This window comes from Tardiphaga sp. 42S5, from assembly GCF_034044155.1.
GTDB lineage: Bacteria > Pseudomonadota > Alphaproteobacteria > Rhizobiales > Xanthobacteraceae > Tardiphaga > Tardiphaga robiniae.
In genome coordinates this window covers 5,625,036-5,649,062 of record NZ_CP139027.1, presented here as the reverse complement: position 1 = coordinate 5,649,062, position 24,027 = coordinate 5,625,036, and the positions used below count along the sequence as shown (strand labels likewise).

General features: G+C 61.6%; 25 protein-coding genes. 20 read left to right on the top strand and 5 right to left on the bottom strand.

Annotation, left to right across the window (positions count from 1 at the left end):
- Positions 1-195: 195 nt before the first annotated feature.
- Complete coding sequence (locus SFY93_RS26315) at positions 196-327, bottom strand: hypothetical protein (RefSeq protein WP_320445176.1); 132 nt, start codon at positions 325-327, stop codon at positions 196-198.
- A gap of 423 nt (positions 328-750) precedes the next feature.
- Here SFY93_RS26315 and SFY93_RS26310 point away from each other — a divergent pair, with 423 nt between their 5' ends.
- From SFY93_RS26310 to cbbX, 7 genes are read left to right on the top strand one after another with little or no spacing between them, the layout of a single operon-like run.
- Positions 751-1,788, top strand: a complete 1,038-nt coding sequence (locus SFY93_RS26310) for a class 1 fructose-bisphosphatase (RefSeq protein WP_320445175.1) — start codon at positions 751-753, stop codon at positions 1,786-1,788.
- Positions 1,789-1,806: 18 nt separating this feature from the next.
- Positions 1,807-2,682, top strand: a complete 876-nt coding sequence (locus SFY93_RS26305) for a phosphoribulokinase (RefSeq protein WP_093757257.1) — start codon at positions 1,807-1,809, stop codon at positions 2,680-2,682.
- A gap of 53 nt (positions 2,683-2,735) precedes the next feature.
- Positions 2,736-4,715: a transketolase gene (gene tkt, locus SFY93_RS26300; protein WP_320445174.1), complete on the top strand. Its 1,980-nt coding sequence runs from the start codon at positions 2,736-2,738 to the stop codon at positions 4,713-4,715.
- Between the two features lie 34 nt (positions 4,716-4,749).
- A complete protein-coding gene (fba, locus tag SFY93_RS26295) occupies positions 4,750-5,835 on the top strand; it encodes a class II fructose-bisphosphate aldolase (RefSeq protein WP_320445173.1) in 1,086 nt (361 codons plus the stop codon).
- 49 nt (positions 5,836-5,884) lie between these two features.
- Positions 5,885-7,348, top strand: coding sequence for a form I ribulose bisphosphate carboxylase large subunit (locus SFY93_RS26290; RefSeq protein WP_089266271.1), 1,464 nt, complete (start codon positions 5,885-5,887; stop codon positions 7,346-7,348).
- Positions 7,349-7,359: 11 nt separating this feature from the next.
- Positions 7,360-7,785, top strand: coding sequence for a ribulose bisphosphate carboxylase small subunit (locus tag SFY93_RS26285; RefSeq protein ID WP_068729086.1), 426 nt, complete (start codon positions 7,360-7,362; stop codon positions 7,783-7,785).
- Between the two features lie 5 nt (positions 7,786-7,790).
- Complete coding sequence (gene cbbX / locus SFY93_RS26280; RefSeq protein ID WP_320447859.1) at positions 7,791-8,705, top strand: CbbX protein; 915 nt, start codon at positions 7,791-7,793, stop codon at positions 8,703-8,705.
- 194 nt (positions 8,706-8,899) lie between these two features.
- Here the strand turns inward: cbbX and rocD are convergent, their stop codons facing one another.
- Positions 8,900-10,117 carry an ornithine--oxo-acid transaminase gene (rocD, locus tag SFY93_RS26270; RefSeq protein WP_320445172.1) on the bottom strand — a complete coding sequence of 406 codons (1,218 nt, stop codon included), beginning with the start codon at positions 10,115-10,117 and terminating at the stop codon, positions 8,900-8,902.
- 240 nt (positions 10,118-10,357) lie between these two features.
- Between rocD and SFY93_RS26265 the strand changes: the two genes are divergently transcribed.
- The 3 genes from SFY93_RS26265 to SFY93_RS26255 all read left to right on the top strand — a co-directional run bounded on the left by SFY93_RS26265 (position 10,358) and on the right by SFY93_RS26255 (position 14,302).
- Positions 10,358-13,141 carry a UPF0182 family membrane protein gene (locus tag SFY93_RS26265; protein WP_320445171.1) on the top strand — a complete coding sequence of 928 codons (2,784 nt, stop codon included), beginning with the start codon at positions 10,358-10,360 and terminating at the stop codon, positions 13,139-13,141.
- 165 nt (positions 13,142-13,306) lie between these two features.
- Positions 13,307-13,753: a tol-pal system-associated acyl-CoA thioesterase gene (ybgC, locus tag SFY93_RS26260; RefSeq protein ID WP_175368336.1), complete on the top strand. Its 447-nt coding sequence runs from the start codon at positions 13,307-13,309 to the stop codon at positions 13,751-13,753.
- Between the two features lie 81 nt (positions 13,754-13,834).
- Positions 13,835-14,302 (top strand): nuclear transport factor 2 family protein, encoded by a 468-nt coding sequence (locus SFY93_RS26255; RefSeq protein ID WP_315843247.1) that lies wholly within the window; start codon positions 13,835-13,837, stop codon positions 14,300-14,302.
- Positions 14,303-14,332: 30 nt separating this feature from the next.
- Here SFY93_RS26255 and phnF read toward each other — a convergent pair whose 3' ends face one another.
- A complete protein-coding gene (gene phnF / locus SFY93_RS26250) occupies positions 14,333-15,067 on the bottom strand; it encodes a phosphonate metabolism transcriptional regulator PhnF (protein ID WP_320445170.1) in 735 nt (244 codons plus the stop codon).
- Between the two features lie 125 nt (positions 15,068-15,192).
- Here phnF and phnG point away from each other — a divergent pair, with 125 nt between their 5' ends.
- The 10 genes from phnG (at position 15,193) to SFY93_RS26200 (ending at position 22,718) form a co-directional block, all read left to right on the top strand.
- Positions 15,193-15,654: a phosphonate C-P lyase system protein PhnG gene (phnG, locus tag SFY93_RS26245; RefSeq protein ID WP_320445169.1), complete on the top strand. Its 462-nt coding sequence runs from the start codon at positions 15,193-15,195 to the stop codon at positions 15,652-15,654.
- A 2-nt stretch (positions 15,655-15,656) separates the two neighbouring features.
- Positions 15,657-16,265 (top strand): phosphonate C-P lyase system protein PhnH, encoded by a 609-nt coding sequence (gene phnH / locus SFY93_RS26240; protein WP_320445168.1) that lies wholly within the window; start codon positions 15,657-15,659, stop codon positions 16,263-16,265.
- Between the two features lie 2 nt (positions 16,266-16,267).
- A complete protein-coding gene (locus tag SFY93_RS26235) occupies positions 16,268-17,374 on the top strand; it encodes a carbon-phosphorus lyase complex subunit (RefSeq protein WP_184519162.1) in 1,107 nt (368 codons plus the stop codon).
- A complete protein-coding gene (locus SFY93_RS26230; RefSeq protein ID WP_320445167.1) occupies positions 17,371-18,255 on the top strand; it encodes an alpha-D-ribose 1-methylphosphonate 5-phosphate C-P-lyase PhnJ in 885 nt (294 codons plus the stop codon). The genes SFY93_RS26235 and SFY93_RS26230 overlap by 4 nt, the downstream gene beginning before the upstream one ends.
- Positions 18,248-19,072, top strand: a complete 825-nt coding sequence (gene phnK, locus SFY93_RS26225; protein ID WP_320445166.1) for a phosphonate C-P lyase system protein PhnK — start codon at positions 18,248-18,250, stop codon at positions 19,070-19,072. The genes SFY93_RS26230 and phnK overlap by 8 nt, the downstream gene beginning before the upstream one ends.
- A 7-nt stretch (positions 19,073-19,079) precedes the next feature.
- Entirely contained in the window at positions 19,080-19,781 is a 702-nt protein-coding gene (gene phnL / locus SFY93_RS26220) for a phosphonate C-P lyase system protein PhnL (RefSeq protein ID WP_320445165.1), read from the top strand.
- A gap of 11 nt (positions 19,782-19,792) precedes the next feature.
- On the top strand, positions 19,793-20,947 hold the full coding sequence (locus tag SFY93_RS26215) for an alpha-D-ribose 1-methylphosphonate 5-triphosphate diphosphatase (protein WP_320445164.1): 1,155 nt from the start codon (positions 19,793-19,795) through the stop codon (positions 20,945-20,947).
- The gene (phnN, locus tag SFY93_RS26210; protein ID WP_184519150.1) at positions 20,944-21,522 is read left to right on the top strand and encodes a phosphonate metabolism protein/1,5-bisphosphokinase (PRPP-forming) PhnN; all 579 of its coding nucleotides are present in this window, start codon (positions 20,944-20,946) and stop codon (positions 21,520-21,522) included. Before SFY93_RS26215 ends, phnN begins: the two co-directional genes overlap by 4 nt.
- Before the next feature lie 23 nt (positions 21,523-21,545).
- The gene (locus tag SFY93_RS26205; protein WP_320445163.1) at positions 21,546-22,166 is read left to right on the top strand and encodes a pyridoxamine 5'-phosphate oxidase family protein; all 621 of its coding nucleotides are present in this window, start codon (positions 21,546-21,548) and stop codon (positions 22,164-22,166) included.
- 252 nt (positions 22,167-22,418) lie between these two features.
- Positions 22,419-22,718, top strand: a complete 300-nt coding sequence (locus SFY93_RS26200) for an HU family DNA-binding protein (protein ID WP_068735221.1) — start codon at positions 22,419-22,421, stop codon at positions 22,716-22,718.
- Between the two features lie 149 nt (positions 22,719-22,867).
- On the opposite strand, the gene SFY93_RS26195 is transcribed toward SFY93_RS26200, so the two are convergent.
- Both SFY93_RS26195 and SFY93_RS26190 read right to left on the bottom strand, forming a co-directional pair.
- The gene (locus SFY93_RS26195) at positions 22,868-23,215 is read right to left on the bottom strand and encodes a 5-carboxymethyl-2-hydroxymuconate Delta-isomerase (protein ID WP_175368344.1); all 348 of its coding nucleotides are present in this window, start codon (positions 23,213-23,215) and stop codon (positions 22,868-22,870) included.
- A 19-nt stretch (positions 23,216-23,234) separates the two neighbouring features.
- Complete coding sequence (locus tag SFY93_RS26190) at positions 23,235-24,020, bottom strand: IclR family transcriptional regulator domain-containing protein (RefSeq protein WP_320445162.1); 786 nt, start codon at positions 24,018-24,020, stop codon at positions 23,235-23,237.
- Positions 24,021-24,027: the final 7 nt, after the last annotated feature.

Sequence of the window (24,027 nt, the reverse complement as noted above, 5' to 3'; positions counted from 1 at the left end):
GCTTGGTTTAGGCAATCCTCAGGCAACTCAGTTGCTGACCGCAGACCGGGATAGACCCGAAGTATCATACAGCCGCCTTCACAGCACTCCACGATCAAATTGTAGCACGGATTCCGAATCGATACCTATCTCCGCGGGCGGGCGGCCCGTGATCGCGAAGCCGAGACCGTAACCGCGGAGCGCGTTGCCGATTTCCTAGGGGTTGCCGATCGACAGCTTGACGCCGACGTTCGGGTAGAGCTTCGAAAATTCGGAGATCGTGAATGGTGCAGAATATTTCGAGGTGTTGACAGCGCCGATCGAGATCCGGCCGGCGATCTTGCCCATCATCATTTCCAGCGAGTTGCAGTCCGCGATCGCGGCCTGGATACGCTCGGAGAGCGACTAGCACCTCGCGCCCGGCGTCGGTCAGTATGCCGTCGCTGCGGCGCTGAAATCAGCGGCAGGCCTTCCAATGTCAGCAGATTGCGCATTTGCGGCGTGACCGCGGCGGGCTGTGTCAGATGCAGTTTTTAGCCGCAGCCGGGACCGAGCGCGGTGAACGACGGTCAACGCGCAACTGGCGAAGGGTCCATTCCCCCAGAAGCCGTCTTAACATCGTCGCCACCCTTTATAAGGGAAACTTTGCCGCGACCAAAGATAAGAATATTTCACTAATTCTGCAAACTGGGATGTTGTTGGTGCGCGGACGGCCGAACGGCACGACGCTTTGAAAATGGCCCCGCAGAGGGCAGCGATGAGGGAACGGCTATGGATGAACGCGTGACATTGCGTTCGCATCTCGATCGCGCGGGGGCGAAGACGCCGAACCGGCTTGCGATCGCCGCCGTGATCGAGGGAATCGCCGCTGCATCCATCGACCTTGCCGACGTCATTGCCGACGGCCCGCTGGCCGGCATTACGGGTCGTCTCAGCGGCGTGAATTCCGACGGCGACGCGCAGAAGGACATCGATCTTGTCGCGGACAGGATGATGCGCCGCGCGCTGCTCGTGACCCCCGTCGCCGCCATTCTGTCGGAAGAGGCAGAATTGCCCGAAATCCTCGATGTCGCCGCGCCGCTCTGTGTCGCGATCGATCCGCTGGATGGCTCCGCCAATCTTGAGAACAACATCTCGGTCGGCACCATCTTCTCGATCCGTCCGCGCGGTAACGATGTGGTTTCCACCTTCTTCGAGCCCGGCACAGCCCAATGCGCCGCGGGCTTCGTGGTCTACGGTCCCCAGACCACGTTGGTGCTGGCGCACAACGGGCGCGTCGACATCTTCATTCTCGACCGCCGCGCGCGTGAATTCCTGCTTGTCGCACAAGGCGTCAGGATTGCGCCCAATACGCCGGAATTCGCCATCAACGCGTCGAACCGGCGGCACTGGCACGGTCCGGTACGGACCTATATCGACGAATGCCTGGCCGGCATTGGCGGCAACGGCGGTGCTGATTTCAACATGCGCTGGATCGGCTCGCTGGTCGCCGAGTCACTTCGCATTCTCGTCCGTGGCGGCGTGTTCCTTTATCCGGCCGACGCGCGCCCTGGATACCGCGAAGGGCGCCTACGCCTTTTATACGAAGCACATCCGATGGCGTTGGTCATGGAATGGGCCGGAGGCTCCGCGACCACCGGCCGTCGCCGCATCCTCGAACTCTCGGCGCGAACGCCGCACCAGCGCGTGCCGTTGATTATGGGCTCGATGCGCGGCGTTCGCGACGTCGCCGCCATTCACGAAGGGATCGAGCCGATGTTCGACAATAGCGACGCGCCGCTGTTTGCGCGGCGCGGCCTGTTTCGCTGAGCCGGAGATAGAGCAAAAATGTCGCGCAGCTATCCCATCATATCGATCACGGGTTCGTCGGGCGCCGGCACCACCTCGGTGAAAAAGACGTTCGAGAACATTTTCCGTCGCGAGAAAGTCGCGGCCGCCTATATCGAGGGCGATGCGTTTCATCGCTACAACCGCGTCGAAATGCGCACGAAGATGCTGGAGGAAGGCGAGAAGGGCAACAAGCACTTCAGTCACTTCAGCCCGGAAACCAACCTGTTCGAGGAGCTGGAGAAAGTCTTCCGCGACTACGGCGAATCCGGCACCGGCACCGCCCGTCATTACGTGCACGACGAGGACGAAGCCAAATTATACGGGGCGGCACCGGGGACCTTTACCGAATGGGGGCCGCTGCCGGACAAGTCCGACCTGCTATTTTACGAAGGCCTGCATGGCGCTGTGGTGACCGACAAGGTCAATATCGCCCAGCATGCTGACCTCAAGGTTGGCGTCGTTCCCGTCATCAATCTGGAGTGGATCCAGAAGCTGCATCGCGACCGCAAGGATCGCGGTTACACGCAGGAAGCCGTCACCGACACCATCCTGCGACGGATGCCGGACTATGTGAACTACATCTGCCCGCAATTCGCCGAGACCGACATCAATTTCCAGCGCGTGCCGACGGTCGACACCTCGAACCCTTTCATCGCGCGGTGGATTCCGACGCCGGATGAATCGATGGTGGTGATCCGGTTGAAGAATCCGCGCGGCATCGATTTTCCCTATCTGCTGTCGATGATCCCCAACAGCTTCATGTCGCGTGCCAACTCGATCGTGATCCACGGCTCGAAGCTGGATCTGGCGATGCAGCTCATCCTCACCCCGCTGATCCTGCAATTGATGGAACGCAAAAGGCGCACGGTATGAATATTCAGAGTCCCGCTCCCCAAATGGATCAAGCGACCGTTCCGCACGCGGATATGGCGAATGCGATTCGCTTTCTCGCGATCGACGCGGTGGAAAAGGCGAAGTCGGGCCATCCCGGCATGCCGATGGGTATGGCCGACGCAGCGACAGTGCTGTTCTCACGCTTCCTCAAATTCGATGCCGCCGATCCGTCCTGGCCAGACCGCGACCGCTTCATCTTGTCCGCCGGCCACGGCTCGATGTTGCTCTACGCGCTGCTGCATCTGACCGGATCGGCGGAGGTGACGCTCGATCAGTTACAGTCGTTCCGGCAATGGGGCTCGAAGACACCCGGCCATCCCGAATACGGTCACACCGCGGGCGTCGAGACGACCACCGGCCCGCTCGGCCAGGGTTTAGCCACGGCGGTCGGCATGGCCTTGGCCGAGCGCTTGATGAATGCGCGCTTCGGCGACGGTCTCGTCGATCACTACACTTACGTGATCGCCGGCGATGGCTGCTTGATGGAGGGCCTCAGCCACGAGGCGATCTCGCTGGCGGGACATCTGCGGCTCAATCGTCTGATCGTGCTGTTCGACGATAACCAGATATCGATCGACGGCGCGACCTCGCTGTCGTGTTCGGACGATCAGCTTGCGCGCTTCGCTGCATCGGGATGGTCGGCCAGCCGCGTCAACGGCCATGATCCCGAGGCCGTGGCCGCGGCCATTGCACGGGCGCGCGACAACGACCGCCCGTCGCTGATAGCGTGCCGCACGGTGATCGGCTTCGGCGCGCCAAATCGGCAAGGCAGTGAGAAGGCGCATGGCGCGCCGCTGGGCGCGGACGAGATCGCGAAGACGCGCGACGCGCTGCACTGGCCACACGCACCGTTCCACGTTCCCGACGCGGTGGCGCGACAATGGCGCGCGGTCGGCGCGCGCGGACAGACGGCGCATGCGGAATGGGCGGGGCGCGTTGCGCGTCTGGACAGCGCTGTGCGGGACTACTTTCAGGACGCGCTGAAGGGCCGGCTTTCCGGCGGATACGACGATACGCTGGCCAAGATTCGCGCCCATTTCTTGCTGGAGCGACCGAAGATCGCCACCCGGCAGGCCTCGCAACTCGTCATCGATGTCATTGCCGATGTCCTGCCGAATCTGCTCGGCGGATCGGCTGACCTCACCCATTCGAACCTCACTCGCGCCAGGATGCAGGCGCCGATCCAGCACGATGCCTTCGACGGCAGCTACGTTCATTACGGTGTGCGCGAGCACGCCATGGCGGCAGCGATGAACGGCGTCGCTTTGCATGGCGGCTTCATTCCCTATGGCGGCACCTTCCTGTGCTTTGCCGATTACAGCCGTCCCGCGATCCGGCTGGCCGCGTTGATGGGCATCCGCGTCATTCACGTGATGACGCATGACTCGATCGGGCTTGGCGAGGATGGTCCGACCCATCAGCCGGTCGAACACCTGGCTTCCCTGCGCGCGATTCCGAATTTGCTGGTGTTCCGCCCCGGCGACGCGGTCGAGACCGCCGAGGCCTGGGATTGCGCGTTGCGGACGCCGCATACTCCGTCGGTGCTCTGCCTGTCGCGCCAGGCGCTGCCTGTGTTCCGCGATGGCATCGTTTCCACCAATCGGGTCGCGCGCGGTGCCTATGTCGTCATCGAGCCGGAAGGTGGCCGCGACGTCACCCTGATCGCGACCGGCTCCGAAGTGTCGATTGCGATTGTTGCGGCAAAGCTGCTTGCCGATGACGGCATTCGCGCCGCGGTGGTATCGGCGCCGTGTTTCGATTTGTTCCGGCAACAGCCCGGCGACTATCGGGCCGCAATTCTCGGCAGCGCTCCGCGCGTCGGTGTCGAGGCCGCGATCGAGGGCGATTGGGCGCGCTGGCTCGGCGATGGCGGTGAGTTCGTTGGCATGATCGGATTCGGGGCCTCGGCGCCTGCGGACGATCTGTATCGCGAATTCGGTATCACCGCCGCGGCGGTCGCAACGGCGGCGATGCGCTGCATTGCCCGCTCGCGCATCGCTGCCGCCGAATGAGTTGTTCGGGACAAGACAACGAAATGGAGGACCTATGGCACGCATTACACTGAGGCAACTGCTCGATCACGCCGCCGAACATGGCTACGGCGTGCCGGCCTTCAATATCAACAACATGGAGCAGGGTCTGGCGATCATGGAGGCCGCCGCCGAGGTTGACGCGCCGGTCATCATCCAGGCTTCGCGCGGCGCGCGCTCCTACGCCAACGACATCATGCTGGCGAGGATGATCGATGCGCTGGAAGAGATGCATCCGCAGATCCCGCTGTGCCTGCACCAGGACCACGGCAACGAAGAGTCCACCTGCGCCACCGCGCTACAGTACGGCTTCACGTCGGTCATGATGGACGGTTCGCTGAAGGCCGACGCCAAGACTGCCGCTGACTACGATTACAACGTCGACATCACGCGTCGCGTGGTCGATATCGCGCACTGGATCGGCGCCTCCGTCGAAGGCGAGCTCGGCGTACTCGGTTCATTGGAGCATGGCGGCGGCGAGCAGGAGGACGGCCACGGCGTCGAGGGCAAGGTCAGTCGTGACCAGTTGCTCACCGATCCGGATCAAGCCGTCGATTTCGTCCGCGCCACCAAGGTTGATGCGCTGGCGATCGCGATGGGGACTTCACACGGCGCCTACAAATTCTCGCGCAAACCGGACGGCGACATTCTCGCCATGACGGTCGTCGAAGAAATTCACCGCCGGCTGCCGAATACGCATCTGGTGATGCACGGATCGTCATCGGTGCCGCAGCCTCTGCAGGACATCTTCAATCAATTCGGCGGCGAGATGCCGCAGACTTGGGGCGTGCCGGTTGAGGAAATCGTGCGCGGCATCAAACACGGCGTCCGCAAGGTCAATATCGACACTGACTGCCGCCTCGCAATGACCTCCGCCTTCCGGAAGGTTGCCGCGCAAACCAGAGGCGAATTCGATCCACGAAAATTCCTGAAACCGGCGATGGACGCGATGCGCGATCTCTGCCGCGAACGCTTCGAACAATTCGGCACCGCGGGGCACGCCGCACAGATCAAGGTGATTCCGCTGGCCGAAATGGCGAAGCGTTATCGCAGTGGCGCGCTCGACCCGAAGATCGGCAACATCGCGCAAGCTGCCGAGTGAACAGACCTTATTCCATCCGGTGACGCCGGATCCAAACGAGGAGGCCAACATGAATGAGCATGCTTCGATCACGATCCGCGGCAAGGATCGCTACAAGTCCGGCGTCATGGAATACAAGAAGATGGGCTATTGGGAGCCCGATTATGTACCCAAGGACACCGACATCATCGCATTGTTCCGGGTGACGCCGCAGGATGGCGTCGATCCGATCGAGGCTTCGGCAGCAGTGGCCGGCGAATCCTCGACCGCGACCTGGACCGTGGTGTGGACCGACCGCCTCACGGCTGCGGAAAAATACCGCGCCAAGTGTTTTCGAGTCGATCCGGTGCCGAATTCGCCCGGCCAGTACTTTGCCTATATCGCCTACGATCTCGACCTGTTCGAGAACGGCTCGATCGCCAATCTGTCGGCCTCGATCATTGGCAATGTGTTCGGCTTCAAGCCGCTGAAGGCTCTGCGGTTGGAAGACATGCGGCTTCCGGTCGCCTATGTGAAGACGTTCCAGGGCCCGGCCACCGGCATCGTAGTCGAGCGAGAGCGTATGGATAAGTTCGGCCGCCCACTACTTGGCGCGACTGTGAAGCCGAAGTTGGGTCTGTCCGGTCGTAACTACGGCCGCGTCGTCTATGAGGCGCTGAAGGGCGGGCTCGACTTCACAAAGGACGACGAGAACATCAACTCGCAGCCCTTCATGCATTGGCGCGAGCGTTTTCTCTATTGCATGGAGGCGGTTAACAAGGCGCAGGCGGCGTCCGGTGAGATCAAGGGCACCTATCTCAACGTCACCGCCGGCACCATGGAGGACATGTACGAACGCGCCGAATTCGCCAAGCAGCTCGGCTCCGTCATCATCATGATCGACCTCGTGATCGGCTACACTGCGATTCAGTCGATGGCGAAATGGGCGCGCAAGAACGACATGATCCTGCATCTGCACCGCGCGGGGCATTCGACCTATACGCGGCAGCGCAATCATGGCGTCTCGTTCCGCGTCATTGCCAAATGGATGCGGCTCGCCGGCGTCGATCATATCCATGCCGGGACGGTCGTCGGCAAGCTCGAAGGCGATCCGGCAACGACGCGCGGCTATTACGACATCTGCCGCGAAGACTACAATCCGATGCGGCTCGAACACGGCGTGTTCTTCGAGCAGAACTGGGCCAGCCTCAACAAGATGATGCCGGTCGCATCGGGCGGCATCCATGCCGGCCAGATGCATCAGTTGCTCGATCACCTTGGCGAAGACGTCATCCTGCAGTTCGGTGGCGGCACCATCGGCCATCCGATGGGTATCCAGGCCGGCGCCACCGCCAACCGTGTCGCGTTGGAAGCGATGATCCTCGCTCGCAACGAAGGTCGCGACTACCTGCATGAAGGCGAGGAGATTCTTGCCAAGGCGGCGATGACCTGCACACCGCTGAAGGCGGCGCTGGAGACATGGAAGAACGTCACCTTCAACTACGAATCCACTGACATGCCCGACTACGCCCCCACCGCCAGCGTCTCGCTGTAAGGAGCACGATCATGCGCATTACCCAGGGCTGCTTCTCGTTCCTGCCCGATCTCACTGATGAGCAGATTTCAAAGCAGGTGCAGTATTGCCTCGCCAATGGCTGGGCCGTGAACATCGAATTCACCGACGATCCGCATCCTCGCAACAATTTCTGGGAAATGTGGGGGCTGCCGATGTTCGATCTGCGCGATGCCGCCGGCGTGCTGATGGAATTGACCGAATGCCGCAAGGTGTATGGCGATCGCTACATCCGGCTGTCGGCGTTCGACTCGAGCCATGGTTGGGAATCGGTGCGGCTCTCCTTTATCGTCAATCGTCCGAAGGAAGAGCCAGGTTTCCGGCTCGAGCGGCATGAGGTGGAAGGCCGCAACATCCGCTATACGACCAAATCCTATGCCGTCGATCGACCCGAAGGCCAGCGCTACGGTGGGTCGTGAGCACGCTGACGGTGGTCGATAGCGCCGGGGACGCACCGCCGGCGACGCAGGTCGATCTGCGCCGTGAGTTCGACGAGGTCGGCATCGGCGAGGTGCTCGATCAGCTCGATCGCGAATTGATCGGGCTGAAGCCGGTGAAAACGCGGATTCGCGAGATCGCTTCGCTGCTGCTGATCGAGCGCATCCGCAAGCGCATGGACCTGGCGTCGGGCAACCCGACGCTGCATATGTCGTTCACCGGCAATCCCGGCACCGGCAAGACGACGGTGGCGCTGCGCATCGCCAGCATCCTGCATAAACTGGGTTTCGTGCGGCGAGGGCAGGTGGTGTCGGTGACGCGCGACGAATTGGTCGGGCAATATATCGGCCATACCGCGCCGAAGACGAAGGAGATCCTGAAGAAGGCGATGGGCGGCGTGTTGTTCATTGACGAGGCCTATTACCTGCATCGGCCTGATAACGAGCGCGATTACGGCCAGGAGGCGATCGAGATCCTGCTGCAAGTGATGGAATCCCAGCGCGAGGATCTGGTGGTGATCCTCGCCGGCTACGGCGACCGCATGGACAAGTTCTTCGGCAGCAATCCCGGCTTCCGCTCGCGCATCGCCCACCACATCGATTTCCCCGACTATGCCGACGACGAATTGCTCGCCATTTCCGAATTGATGCTTGGGGATATGAACTACAAATTCAGCGCTGATGCGCGTGCGGCGTTCGTTCGCTACATCGCGCTGCGCAAGGCCCAGCCGCTATTCTCCAACGCCCGTTCGATCCGCAACGCGCTCGATCGCATGCGGTTGCGTCAGGCCAATCGGCTTGTCGCCGATCTCGACCGCGTACTGAGCGTCGATGACATCATGTCACTAGAGGCTTCGGATGTGCTCGCGAGCCGGGTGTTCTCGAACGGTTCTGGCGGGTAATGGCGCCCGACCGAACACGCTGCCGACTAGGTCTATTTTTGTGACCCTCGGTCTCCCTAGCAGTGCGGCTCAAACGAAACACCAACAGATTGCTGCGCCAATATCTTCCGCGTGGCACTGATTTGTCCTGCATAGCCAGACTAAGCTCAGCGCAACCACGGGATCGGATCAGCCTTGCCCAACATTGGCGGCCGCTAGGTCTGAACCGTCGATGCAGCGATCTCGTTCAGTACTTCGGTCAATCGGTCTACGGCCCAATCCACCTGTGACTCGTCGATAATCAAGGGGGGCGCAAAGCGTATCGTGTTCCGGTGAGTATCTTTGGTCAGTACGCCCGCCTGAAGCAAGCGGCTGATCACCGTGCCTGCACTAGCCATGCTGCGGTGTAACTCGACCCCCGCAAACAAACCGCGACCGCGCACCTCGCGGATGATCGGATTTTTAATCGCAGAGAGCCGATTGAGGAGATGCGCGCCGACAGTCGCGGCACGTTCAATCAATCGCTCGTCGATCAGTGTGTCGAGGGCGGCTAATCCAACCGCCGATGCAATCGGGTTGCCTCCGAACGTGCTGCCGTGGTCACCCGGAGTGAAAACCTGCATGACCTCGCGACGGGCGAGGAAAAGCGAAACCGGCAACATCCCGCCGCCGAGCGCCTTGCCGAGCATCAGACCGTCGGGCGTTACCCCTTCATGCTGACACGCGAGCAGACGTCCGGTGCGTCCCAGACCGCTCTGTATCTCGTCGCAAAGCAGCAGCACGTTGTTCGCCTTGCAAATGCGCGCGACCTCAGCGAGATATCCAGGGGGCGGCACATTGATCCCGCCTTCGCCTTGAATTGGTTCGACCAGAAAGGCCGCGGTGTCGGGGGTAATGGCTGCGGCGAGCGCCGAGGCATCGCCGAACGGTACGCACGTGAAGCCGGGCGGGAACGGCCCGAAGCCGTCGCGATATTGGGTTTGCGAAGAAAAGCCGATGATCGAAATGGTACGGCCGTGGAAATTTCCCTCCGCGGCAATGATTCCGGCCCGGTCAGTCGGCACACCCTTGACCTTGTAGGCCCATTTACGTGCCGCCTTGAGCGCCGTCTCGACGGCTTCCGCGCCGCTGTTCATCGGCAACGCGGCGTCCATACCGGTAAGCGCACAAGCCTTCGCGAGGAAAGGCCCCAACCGATCACTGAAATAAGCGCGCGAGATCGTATCCAGGCGCTGTGCCTGTTCTGTCAGGGCGTTGACGAGGCGCGGATGGCAATGGCCGAAGCTCGCCGCCGAATATGCGCCCATCATGTCGATGTAGCGTCTGCCAGCCTCGTCCCACACGTAGACTCCAGCCCCGCGGACGATCGTGACCGGCAACGGTGCATAGTTTCCTGCGCCAAAGCGGGATTCAAGAGCGGCGAAATCGGTCATGACAAGCGCTCCTGCCGCGTTCCTCCCCCGCGCCGGCTCGGCATGCCATCCCGACCGTTGGTGAAGGCGCACAACCACAACTACATCGTGAGACCGCCGCTCATTGCGCGCGCTCTCCCGACCCGGCGCGCGTAAGGCGATGCGCACCTCAATTGTCATGTAGGAAGACCGACGAAAAAAAACAGATGCGAGGGCTCACGACAGACACCGCCACCTTTCTCGTTCTGCTATAATCCGTTCATGACGATCGGGATTACCGGGCCCGAACGGAAGACGCCAGGGCGAAACGCCGTGGTCGGGGTGGTTGTGACTGCCATCTTCTCCGGAATTTGCCTGATCCTTTTCGCGATTGTCGGCGAGTTCCTGGTCGACTGGATGTGGTTCTCCGCGGTCGGCTATTCGCAGGTTTTTTGGACCTCGATTGGCGCCAAAGTCGCAGTCTTTTCCGTCGTCTTTGCGGCAACTGCCGTCATCGTGTGGGCGAACGCGCGGTTGGCACTTTTTCTTGCCCGACGGCGGCGAGGCGGGCTTCCCGTCGGCTTCGACTGGAAGCTCGCGGCCGCTGCGGTGTCGCCCGATCCGTTCGAATTCATACGCGATCGGTTGCCATGGCCCCGCGCCATCGCTGGCGGCGCCGGACTCCTCGCTCTGCTTGTCGCATGGGGGGAGGTCGGCAACTGGAGCATCATTCTGCAGTTCCTCTATCACGTGCCATATGGTGCGAATGATCCGCTGTATGACAAAGATATTGGATTTTATCTGTTTTCTCTGCCCGCCTATGTCGCCATCAGGAATTGGGCATTGCTAACGCTGTTCATGAGCGCGCTTTTTGCCGCAGTGATCTATTGGCTGCATGGACAGATTGAATACCGGGGCCAGCGGTGGTCGATATCGCCGACAGCGGTTGCTCACGGCTCGGCGCTGCTCGGCTTGCTCTTTGCGGTGAAGGCATGGTCCTACGGGCTCGACCGCTATTTGTTGCTCTACGGAGACAATGGCGTAGTGGTTGGCGCGAGCTACACCGATGTCCAGGTGCAGCTACCCGTTCTCGGGTTGCTGATCGGGCTTTCGATCGTCGCGGCATGCGCCGCGTGGGCGAACTTGTGGGTGCGTACCTACTGGCTCCCAACCGCCGCGATGTTGCTCGTCTTCGGAGGCGCTTTCCTGCTGTCCGGCGTGATACCGATGCTGTTTCAGCGGTTCTACGTGAAACCGAACGAACTGGAACTGGAGCGGCCCTATATCGAACGCAGCATTCGCCTGACCAGGGAAGCCTATAATCTCAACCGGATCGCCGCCAAGCCCTTTCCTGCCGAACAGGACCTTACCTTCGCGACACTCGAGGCTAACAAGGCGACCATCGAGAACATCAGATTGTGGGACGGGCAGCCGCTGGCGGATACCTACGCCCAGCTGCAGGAGATACGCACCTATTACAAATTAAGCGACCTGGATGTAGACCGCTACTGGCTTCGCGGCACCTACCAGAGCGTGATCCTGTCGGCGCGCGAGCTCAGATCCTCACTGCTGCCGCCGAACGCCCAGACATGGGTCAACCTCCACCTGCTGTTCACCCACGGCAATGGAGCGGTGATGAGCCCGGTAATGCACAAGAGCGCTGAAGGACTTCCGCTGCTTTACCTGCGGGATATTCCTCCTGTTGCGGACGGTGGTCCCGAAATCCGCGAACCGCGCATTTATTATGGACAAGAGGAGAGCAACTACGTTGTCGTCAGGACCACCACGCCGGAGTTCGACTATCCGAAGGGAAGTGAAAACGTATACGCGGTCTACGACGGTGCCGGTGGCATACCGCTGACGGGGATGGTGCGAAAAATCATCTTCGCTCACCACTTTAACGACATGAACCTGCTACTCTCCAGCTATATCACTGACGACAGCCGGATCATGATCCGGCGCAATATCGGGGAACGGCTACGCATGATCGCCCCGTTCCTCACCCTCGACCACGATCCCTATCTGGTCGTCAGCGAGGGGCGGATGTTCTGGATCCACGACGCCTATACAACCAGCGACTATTTCCCCTCTGCGCAGCCTGCGCCCGGCCGCAATCTGAACTACATCCGCAATTCCGTGAAGGCCGTCGTCGACGCCTATAACGGCAGCGTCGACTTTTATCTGATGGACCAGGCGGACCCGATCGCGGCCACCTACCAGCGAATCTTTCCGGGGCTATTCAAGCCGTTTGCGGCAATGCCGTCCGATCTGCAAAAGCACATTCGCTATCCCGAGGACCTCTTCCTGATTCAGGCGCAGCTTTACCAGACCTATCACATGGCATCTGCCGACGTTTTCTATAACCGGGAGGACCTTTGGCAGTTTCCGCGCCAGCCGGCCGGCGACGGCGTCGCGCCGATGGTCCCTTACTACATCGTGATGCGGCTGCCTGGAGAAACCCAGGCCGAGTTCTTTATCATGATCCCCATGGTGCCAAGCCGACGCGACAACATGATCGCATGGCTGGCAGCGCGCTGCGACGCTCCCGACTATGGAAAATTGATTGTCTACGAATTTCCCAAGGAGAAGCTCGTCTACGGACCGTTCCAGATTGAGGCGCGCATTCATCAGAACACGGAGATCTCGCAGCAAATATCGTTGTGGAACCAGATGGGTTCGCGGGTGATCCGCGGAAACCTGCTGGTGATCCCGATCGAGAATTCGATCCTGTACGTATCGCCGCTGTACCTGCGCGCGGTCCACGGGCACTTGCCGGAGCTCAAGCGTGTGATCGCCGCCTATGGCGAGCATGTCGTCATGAAAGAGACGCTTGCCGAGGCCTTGTCCGCGCTCTTCATCGAAACTAACGCGTCGCCGACATCGCTGAGTGCTGCAACGGAAATGCCACGTGCGAGCCCTGCGGAAAACAGGGCGCAGGAGGCGCTCGATCGCTACAACGAGGCAATGAAGCTGTTGAGGTCTGGGGATTGGGCAGGCTTCGGCACGCAGATCGACGCGATGCGCGGTCTTTTGGAGAAAATGAGCCGGGAATCGGCCGGACACTGACCAACGCTGGCTAATTGCCATTCGACAAAGAGATGCGCGTCCCGGCAACCAAGATTCCAGGTGCATCCCAAGCAAGGTTCAAGCCCAAAGCGATTGGCACTTGCTGGGGAAGGTGCCTCTGTGCAAGACGGTTACTCTCCGAAGTGTGATAAGAGGAATCTCCCCGTGACAGCCTCTCTTGATGGCGAAATTCGCGACGGTCGTCATCATATGCGGGTCCGCGTTTATTTCGAAGATACTGACGCCGGCCAGATTGTTTATCACGCAAACTTTCTGCGTTTCATGGAACGCGGCAGAACGAATTACTTGCGTTTGCTCGGAACCAGTCAACAAGAGCTGCTGAAAGAAGCGCGAGAGGATGCGCCCGGCTTTGCCTTCGTTGTTCGTTCGATGAAAATTGATTTTCTAAAACCGGCAGTCCTGGACGATCTGCTTGACGTCGTCACGGTTCCACAAGAGGTGAGGGGCGCCTCGATCATGCTGGGTCAGGAAGTGCGCCGCGGCGATGAGTTGCTGCTTGAGGCCAAGGTCAAGGTGGCCTTTGTCTCCGGCGGCCGCGCCAAGCCGATTCCGAAGGCGCTGCGGATCGCCATGAAGGCCGATCAGATTTAGCAATCGCCCCATAGGTGAAACGGCATCGACTCCGCATGCGGCAAGGCTACAATCCTGGCATATCGCAAAGCCGAGGGTCCCATGTCGCGTCCACCGTTCCCGCCCTTCACCCGAGAGACCGCCGCCCAGAAGGCCCGCATGGCCGAGGACGCCTGGAATTCACGCGATCCGGTGAAAGTGTCGCTCGCCTATACCGAGGACTCGACCTGGCGCAACCGCGGCGAGTTCTTTCAGGGGCGCCCGGCGATCGTCGAATTCCTCACCCGCAAGTGGGCCAAGGAGCATGAATATCGGTTGATCAAGGATCTGTGGGCGTTCGACGGCAATCACATTGCCGTGCGCTTTCAATATGAGTGGCACGATGACGCCGGCAACTGGCATCGTTCCTACGGCAACGAGCAATGGGAATTTGACGAGGCCGGCCTGATGCGCCGCCGCGAGGCAAGTATCAACGATGTTGCCATTGCAGAGAAGGATCGCCGTTTTCTGTGGCCAGCACCAGGGCCGCGTCCGGCCGATGTGCCGGGTCTCGGCACTGATCCGTTCTGATTAGGTCCAGCAGGACCTCATCCATACGGATCAGAGCGAGCCGCTATCGACCACGAATTCGACGCGCTCCGCGACGAAACGTGAATGCGTGGCGCTCAGCGGCGTGCCGTCGGCATCCACATCGATGGAATCGACAATCAAAATCGGACGCCCGAGTGCGACACCAAGCCGTGTCGCATCGGTGGCGTCGATGATCCCCGCGGTGACCCTCGTCGAGGCGCGGCGATAGTCCTTGATGCCGTAATGCGCCAGTGCCTTTGTCATCGAGCGCACGCGCTCATAGACCTTGCCGAAATCGGGAAAGCGTTCGGCCGACAGCCAGTTGGTGCCGACGCAGATCGGCGTCTTGTCAGCGAGGCGCAGCGCCTCGATGCGGATCAGCGGAGCGCCGGCTTTGAGGCCAAGCTGCTTGGCGAGATCACGTGTTGCCACATCATCCCAGGCTCCGATCAATTGCGCTTGCGGCTCGCGTCCGCCGGCACCGGCAATTTCCGAGAAGCGCGTGCGTGACCGCAGGGGATATGCAAGCTTTGGCGATTCCACATAGGTGCCGCTGCCACGCTCGGCGCGCACCAGGCCACGTTCGGCCAGAGTTGCGAGGGCGCGGCGTACGGTGTGGCGGTTGACGCGGTAGATGTCAGCCAGTTCGGTCTCGCCGGGCAGCTTTTCGCCAGCGTCATAGCGGCCATCGGCAATGCCGCGTTCGATGCCGTCGGCGACATGTCGCCACAATGCAACGCCTGTTGGCTTGTCCTGAATGGTCACAAAATCGGTCCCGGAATGATGTCGACCACGCATTAGCGAAAAATCGTGCCGCTGTCACGAAACGGTCATTGCCCCCGCCTATAAAGTTGTCTAGTAAATCATACAACTTGTTGAGCGACGGCGACATGACTTCATCCTCCCTGAACCACCAGCAGGCCCGGCGCCGTGAGGCGATGGGGGTGCTTGGACACTCCGCCACGGCGGATATCGCTGGATATCTCGATGCGGTGGCCGTTCCCGCCCATGAACATCTGCGTCAGCCGGAAAACGGGCTGGTGATGTTGCGCGGCCGGATCGGCGGAGATGGCGCGCCGTTCAATCTCGGCGAGGCAACCGTGTCGCGTGCCGCTGTACGGCTGGCTAGCGGTGAGATCGGCTTCGGCTACACGCTGGGCCGTGACGGCACGAAGGCGCACCTGATCGCACTCTGCGACGCACTCATCCAAACCAGTGAATTTTCAGATGCTCTCGAAACCAAGGTGCTTACGCCGCTGCGTGCGCGCGTCGTCGCCGATAGCAAGCGCAAGGCTGCGGAGACCGCAGCGACCAAAGTCGATTTCTACACACTCGTGCGCGGGGAGGGCTGATCATGACGACAGTTGCGGAAATGCCGGCCGGTTTCGCGGATAAGGTCCTCGCAGCGCAATCGACCTTTCGTTCGGTGATGGATGCGATGGCGCGTCCGGGTACCGTGCAGCGCATTCAGGCTGTTTCGGGCGTGCCCGCGCCGATGATGCGCGGCGCGGCCGCCATCGCGCTGACGCTGTTCGATCAGGACACGCCGGTGTGGCTCGATGCCAAGCTGGCGGCGACCATGGATGTCGCCAGGTGGATCAAGTTTCATACGAGTGCGCCCGTGATTGCCGATCCTGCGATATGTGCCTTTGCCGTGGTGGCTGATACTGCCGCGCTGCCGGCGTTCGGCAGCTTTGCTTTCGGCTCTGCCGAATATCCGGATCGCTCCACCACCATTGTCCTGCAGGTGGCGAGCCTGACCGAAGGTCCGGCCTATGAACTGCGGGGTCCCGGTATCGACGGCGCCACCATCCTGCGCGCCGCGATCGGCGTGCCGGATCTGCTGGATCGTCTTGCGCTGAATGCCTCGCTGTTTCCCCGCGGCATCGATCTCGTGCTGGTCTCCGGCGAATCCATCGTCGCGCTGCCGCGCACCACGCGCCTTGTCGCGAAGGAGGGCTGAGCATGTATGTCGCCGTCAAGGGTGGCGAACGCGCCATCGAGAATGCGCATCGTCTGCTGGCTCATGAACGCCGCGGCGATCGCGACGTGCCGGAAGTATCGCTGGCACAGATCTCCAATCAGCTCGGTCTCGCCGTCGATCGCGTGATGACCGAAGGCTCGCTCTATGACCGCGAGCTCGCGGCGCTGGCCATCAAGCAGGCACGCGGCGACATGATCGAGGCGATCTTCCTGCTGCGCGCCTTCCGCGCGACGCTGCCGCGGTTCGGCTCGAGTGAGCCCGTCGATACGTCGCAGATGCAGGTGCGTCGCCGCGTGTCCTCGACCTTCAAGGACATGCCGGGCGGCCAGGTGCTTGGCCCGACCTTCGACTATACGCATCGTCTGCTCGATCCGGTATTGACCGGCGAGTCCTCGCCCGATCAGCCCGTCATGACCGATGCAGAGCCGGGCGTGATGCCGCGCGTAACGGACATTCTCGGCCGCGATGGCCTGATCGAAACGTCGCCTGCGGAAGATCCCGAGAAGCCGGTCGGCGATCTCACTCGCGATGCGCTGAGCTTCCCGGCAGATCGCGATCTGCGGCTGCAGAATCTGGCGCGGGCCGATGAAGGGTTTCTTCTGTCGCTTGGTTACTCGTCGCAGCGCGGCTATGGCCGCAACCATCCTTTCGCCGGTGAAATCCGCCTCGGCGAGGTCGAGGTTGAATTCATGGCCGAGGATGTTGGCTTCGCGGTGCCGCTGGGGTCGATCACGCTGACCGAGTGTCAGATGGTCAATCAGTTCAAGGGCTCGGATACCGAGGCGCCTTGCTTTACCCGCGGTTACGGTCTCGCCTTCGGCCAGTCTGAGCGCAAGGTGATGTCGATGGCGCTGGTCGATCGCACGCTACGTGCACGCGAACTCGGCGAGGACATCAAGGCGCCGGCACAGGACGAGGAATTCGTCATGTCGCATTCCGACAATGTGCAGGCGACCGGCTTCGTCGAGCATCTGAAGCTGCCGCATTATGTCGACTTCCAGTCCGAGCTCGGCTTGCTCCGCAAGCTGCGCAAGGAATTCGCCGATGCCAACGAGACGCCCGTTGCTCTTCAGGAGGCCGCGGAATGAACGCGCCGACATATAACTTCGCCTATCTGGACGAGCAGACCAAGCGGATGATCCGCCGCGCCATTCTCAAGGCGATCGCGATCCCCGGCTATCAGGTGCCGTTCGCCAGCAGGGAAATGCCGATGCCCTATGGCTGGGGCACCGGCGGCGTGCAGGTCACGGCGGCGATTCTCGGCCCCGTCGACAAGCTCAAGGTGATCGACCAGGGCTCCGACGACACCACCAACGCGATCTCGATCCGCAAGTTCTTCGAGAAAACTGCCGGCGTCGCGGTGACCACGAGCACAGGCGATGCGACGGTGATCCAGACACGGCATCGCATTCCCGAAGCGACGCTACAGGCGCATCAGGTGCTGGTCTATCAGGTGCCGATCCCCGAGCCGCTGCGCTTCCTCGAGCCACGCGAGACAGAGACGCGGCGTATGCATGCACTCGCCGAATACGGCTTGATGCATGTAAAGCTGTATGAAGACATCGCGCGCTTCGGCCATATCGCCACGTCCTATGCCTATCCGGTGAAGGTTAATGCGCGTTATGTGATGGACCCGTCGCCGACGCCGAAATTCGACAATCCGAAGATGGACAACTGCGCAGCCCTGCAGCTGTTCGGCGCCGGCCGCGAGAAGCGAATCTATGCGATCCCGCCTTACACATCGGTGGTGTCGCTGGATTTCGAGGATCATCCATTCGAGCCCTACAAGCACAAGGCCTGTTGTGCACTGTGCAACGCCGAGGATAGCTATCTCGACGAGATCGTCATCGACAACAAGGGCAGCCGGATGTTCGTCTGCTCTGACACCGATTATTGCGAAACGCGGCAATCACAGGGGCATCGCGGCAGCGAGAATGCTGCGCCCTATGCGGAGAGCGCAAATGCTTGATGTGACAGCGAATTCAACTCAACACGCTGCGCCGGTGCCGGCCAGCGACGAGCCATTGCTAGTTGCGGCAAACCTGGGAAAATCTTATGGCCGTCTTGCGGCATGTCGCGACGTGACGTTCGAACTCTATTCCGGCGAAGTGCTGGCCATCGTCGGCGAGTCCGGGTCCGGCAAATCGACACTGCTGCAGATTCTCTCCGCCCAGTTAGCGCCGACCACCGGCAGCGTCTCCTACCGGATGCGCGACGGCGTGACCCGCGATCTCGCGGCGATGGGCGAAGCCGAGCGCCGGTTCCTGTTTCGCACCGACTGGGGCTTTGTGCATCAGGACCCGGCGATGGGGCTGCGCATGGCGGTCTCGGCCGGCGCCAATGTCGGCGAGCGGTTGATGGCTGTGGGCCAGAACCACTACGGCAAGATTCGTGACACGGCGACCTCGTGGCTCGAACGGGTGGAAATTTCGCCCGAGCGAATCGACGATGCGCCGCGGACCTATTCCGGCGGCATGCGGCAGCGGCTGCAGATCGCGCGCAACCTCGTCACCGAACCGCGTCTCGTCTTCATGGACGAACCGACCGGCGGTCTCGACGTGTCGGTGCAAGCGCGTTTGCTGGACATGATGCGTACGCTGGTCAGCGAGCTTGGCCTTAGCGCGATCGTTGTGACGCATGATCTCGCAGTGGCGCGGTTGCTGTCGCATCGCGTGATGGTGATGCAGGGTGGACGCGTAATCGAGACGGGGCTCACCGATCAGGTGCTCGACGATCCCCGCGAGCCCTATACGCAACTGCTCGTTTCCTCGATCCTGCCGGCGTGAGGTCAACATGATTCCGATGATCGATATCCGCAACGCCGAAAAGACCTTCGTGATGCATCTGCAGGACGGCATCCGCCTGCCTGTGGTACGCAACGTCTCGTTCCATGTCGCGCCCGGCGAATGCGTGGTGCTGTCCGGTCCCTCGGGGGCGGGCAAGTCGTCGATTCTGAAGATGATCTTCGGCAATTATCGTTGCGACGGCGGCACCATCGGCGTGCGCCACAACGGTGACGTCATCGATATCGCCACCGCCGAGCCGCGCGAGATCCTGGGTGTGCGCCGCGACACCATCGGGTATGTCAGCCAGTTCCTGCGCGCGGTGCCGCGTGTCGCCGCCATCGATGTCGTGGCCGAGCCGCTGCTCGCTGCCGGCGTAACGCGCGAGGAGGCGCGTGCGCGTGCGGGGGCGTTACTTAAACGTCTCAACATTCCCGAGCGGCTGTGGAAGCTGCCGCCCTCGACCTTCTCCGGCGGTGAGCAGCAGCGCGTCAATATCGCGCGCGGCTTTATCTCCGATCTGCCGATCCTGTTGCTGGACGAACCGACTGCGTCGCTCGATGCCGCCAACCGAGCCGTGGTCGTTGAACTGGTCGCCGAGAAAAAACGTGCCGGCGTCGCCATGGTTGCCATTGTGCATGACGACGAAGTACGGCACTTGATCGCCGACCGGCTGGTGGACGTCGCATCCTTCGCCGCTGCTGCTGCCTGAGAAAGAGAACCATGACCGCATCATCGACCGAAACCGTCATCGGCAACGCCCGGATCGTTCTCGCCGACCGCGTCATCGACAAGGGCTGGATTGCCTTCGCTGGTGGACGCATCGCCGAATTCGGCGAGGGTGATGCGCCACGTGGTAGCGACGATGCGCGCGGCGATCTGATTATGCCCGGCCTGATCGAATTGCACACCGATCATCTCGAAGCCCATTTCATGCCGCGGCCGAAGGTGTTCTGGGATCCCATCGCTGCCGTCGTTTCCTACGACGGCCAGCTTGCTACGTCGGGCATCACCACGGTGCTCGACTCGGTGCGGGTCGGGTGTGAGGACTCAAGCCAGGGCATCGACAGCTATGCCGGCGTGCTGGTGGATTCCATTGCTTCTGCCGGCGAAGCCAGGCTCCTGCGGGTCGATCACTTCCTGCACCTGCGCTGTGAGATTCCGATGCCAACCGTGGTCGAGGAAGCGAAGGCGCTATTGGCGAAGCCGAACGTTCGGCTGATGTCGCTGATGGACCACACGCCCGGCCAGCGCCAGTTCCGCGACGAGGAGAAGCTGCGTACCTATTATCGCGGCAAGGGCGGCAAGTCCGATGCCGAGCTCGATGTGATGTTCGCGCAACGCCTGGCTTGCCAGCAGCAATATGCGGCAGGCAATATGCGGGCGATCGTGGCGCTGGCTCACGGGCGCAATATTCCGCTGGCGAGCCATGACGACACTACGGAAGACAACGTGACCGAAGCCGTTGGAGACAAGGTCTCGGTGGCCGAATTCCCGACGACGCTGGAAGCGGCCCAAGGACTGCACAAGGCTGGCATCGGCATCCTGATGGGGGCGCCGAATGTCGTCCGCAACGGTTCGCATTCCGGCAATATCGCGGCGATCGATCTCGCCCGCGAAGGCATGCTGGATATTCTGTCGTCGGACTATGTGCCGTCGAGCCTTCTGATGGGAGCCCTGCAGCTCTCGAGCAAGGTGCCATCCATCGATCTCGCGAGCGCGATCCGCACCGTGACCAAGCGGCCCGCAGAAGCAGTCGGGCTCATGGACCGCGGTGAGATCGCGGTCGGCAAGCGCGCCGACGTGATCCGCGTCCATGTGGCGCATGAAGTGCCGGTGGTGCGCAATGTCTGGCGCGAAGGACATCGCGTGGCATGACCGACACTGCGGCGATATCCGAAGCGCAGGCAGGTCGGATCGGCCCCGGCCGGTTGGTGCTGGTGGTCGGCCCGTCGGGTGCCGGCAAGGATACGCTGATCGGTCTGGCGCAGGCAGCCTGCGCGGATGACGACAATGTGGTGTTCACGCGCCGCGTGGTGACGCGCGAGGCGTCGGAATTCGAGAATAATGCGCAGGTCACGCCGGAGGCGTTCCGTCAGGCACAGGCCAGCGGCGCTTTCGCCGTCCACTGGGAAGCGCATGGTCTTTCTTATGCACTTCCGCGCTCGATCGATGATGCGCTTCGCGCCGGCCGCAATGTCGTTGCCAATATCTCACGAACGGTTATCCCGGCGCTACGTGCCGCTTATGAAGATGTCGTCGTAGTGTCGATCACGGCGCCGCCGGACGTGCTTGCGGCGCGACTTGCGGCGCGGGGACGCTCAACCGATGGCCCGATCGGCGATCGGCTCAAGCGCAGCGTCGAGACATCAGGTGCCGACGTCACGATCAACAATATCGGTGTCGCGGAAGATCATGCGGATGACCTGATACGGGTCATCAGGGGTCAATAGATACGGCAGAGGGGAGTGCGGCCATGTCGGTGATCGAAACCATCGAGCAGCTCGAGGAGATCTACGGCCGTCTCGATGACATCGGCGAAGCATCCACCGCCAAGGTCGCGGACTGTGTAACGGCGCAATATCGCCGGCTGATCGAGGTCTCGCCCTTCGCCGCTCTGGCGACCACCGGCCCGGAGGGGCTGGATTGCTCACCGCGCGGCGACCTGCCGGGCTTCGTCCGCATCCATGATGAGAAGACCCTGATGATGCCCGACCGCCGCGGCAACAACCGCGTCGACAGCCTGCGCAACATCGTGCGTGATCCGCGGATCGCGCTGATGTTCCTGATTCCGGGCTCGGGCACGACGCTGCGCATCAACGGAGAGGCATATCTGTCGGCGGATCCCGCATTGCTTGAATCCTTTGCGGTGACAGAGAAGGCTCCCCGCACGGTGATCGTGATGACGGTCGGGGAGATCTATTTCCAATGCGCCCGCGCCATCGTGCGGTCCGATCTCTGGAACCCTGATAAACGCGTCGATCCGAAGACCCTGCCGACGCCCGGCGAGATCCTGGCGGAGATGAGCGAGCGCCGGGTCGGCGGTCCGGAATACGATCGGCAATGGCCGGAAAGGGCGCGCCAGACCATGTGGTGAGGGGGCGAATCTGGGGGTGATTTTTGCAGTGCGCTTCTGTCGCCTGCCGCGACTCCGTAGGCCCCTTAATCTAAGTATTTTGCGCTTGCGAGGGTCCTGAAACCCTGCCGTACAAGTCGAATCGGGGTTTGATGGTCAAAAAACATCATTTTTCCCGGCAAAATCTGTGAAAATTTCATTGAGCACGGGTTTTTTCCCGTAATTCCTCATAGTGTCTGTCTCACCGAATCACGGCAAACCAAAAGGTGCAAAATGGCAGACCAAATGACGAAGTCGCAGCTCATCGAGAAAATCGCTGAGACCACTGAGCTCTCGAAGAAGGACGTCAAGGGCGTTATCGAGACCATGGCGACCCTCGGCTATAAAGAGCTGAAGAAGAGCGGCGTGTTCCTCGTTCCCGGCTTCGCCAAGTTCGTCGTCATCAAGAAGCCCGCCACCAAGGCACGCAAGGGCACCAACCCCTTCACCGGCGAAGCAATGACCTTCAAGGCCAAGCCGGCCCGCAAGATCGTGCGCGCCCGCCCGGTCAAGGCTGCGAAGGACGCGGTCTAAGCGGACCTCCGGCGCGGTCGCCTATGAGGTGACCGCAGCCGACGTGAATTGAGGACGGCGCGGCATTCCCCAGGGGATGCCGCGCTGTTTTCGTTTGGGGGAGTGCCTGATCTCTCCCCGCCTGCGGGGAGAAGGCAGTCAGCGCGGCTCTAATCGTTCACGCGCTTCTTGTAGGCGACCGCGTCCATATCCCTGATATCGACGCTGAGGCTTTTGGTATGCGGCAGCAGCAAAACCATTGCCGCGCGCAACGCCTCGCTCACGGCGACTTTCTGCTCGGGTGTGCGGCCCTCGAGCATGGAGACCGACAGGTGGCAGAAGCCTTCGGCCCGGCCGGCCATCAGGTGATGCGCATACGGGATCGCGCGCACCTTGATGTCGGCGGCCTTCATTACCCCGGTGGCGGCGCCGGCATTGTGCAACGCCTGCATCAGGCTGGCGACGTCGAGCGCGTCGCCATGGCCGTCGGTGGAATGTTCGATGACGATATGGGGCATGGAGGCATTTCCAGTTGGATCAAAGAAGCAGCGGCTTTACCGAGTCGGCGGCATCGCGCAGCAGCGGCAGGAAGCGGTCGATCATTTCGCCGGTGGAGATGCGGTCGACATGGGCGCCCATATTGATGGCGGCGACGATGGCGCCATCGTAGCGCCGCACCGGCACCGAGATCGAGCGGAAGCCCGGTTCGGCCTCGCGGTCGACCAGCGAATAGCCTTTCTCGCGGTCGGTGATGATGGTGGCCTTCAGCAGTTCCTTGTCGATGACCGTGAACGGCGTCATTGCCACGAGGTCCATGGCATCCAGCGTCGCGGTGAGGTCGTCGTTGGAATACTTGCCGAGCATGGCGCGGCCCACCGATGAACAGAAGGCGGGCAGCCGGTAGCCAAGATCGATGCCGGCGGAGAACACGCGCGCGGGGCTGGCGCGGGCGACGAAGATCACCTCGTGGCCCTCAAGCACCGCGAGCGACGAAATCTCCTGCGCGTCGCTGGAGATGCTGTCGAGCACCGGCTGCAGGATGGTGACGACCTGATTGGACGTCATGTAAGAACCAGCCAGCGCCAGGACGCGCGGCGATAGCGCGAATAGCTTGCCGTCGCTGGTCACATAGCCTTTGCGTTCCAAGGTAAACAGGATGCGGCGCGCAGTGGCACGCGGCAGATCGGCGGCCTTGGCGACGTCGCTCAGCGTCATCGGGCGCGATTGCGTGCCGAACAGTTCGAACACCCGCAACCCCCGATCGAGGCTCTCGATGAAGTCGGTATTGCCGCGTTCGTCGTCGGGGCGCTTGATCTTGGGCATAAGCCGT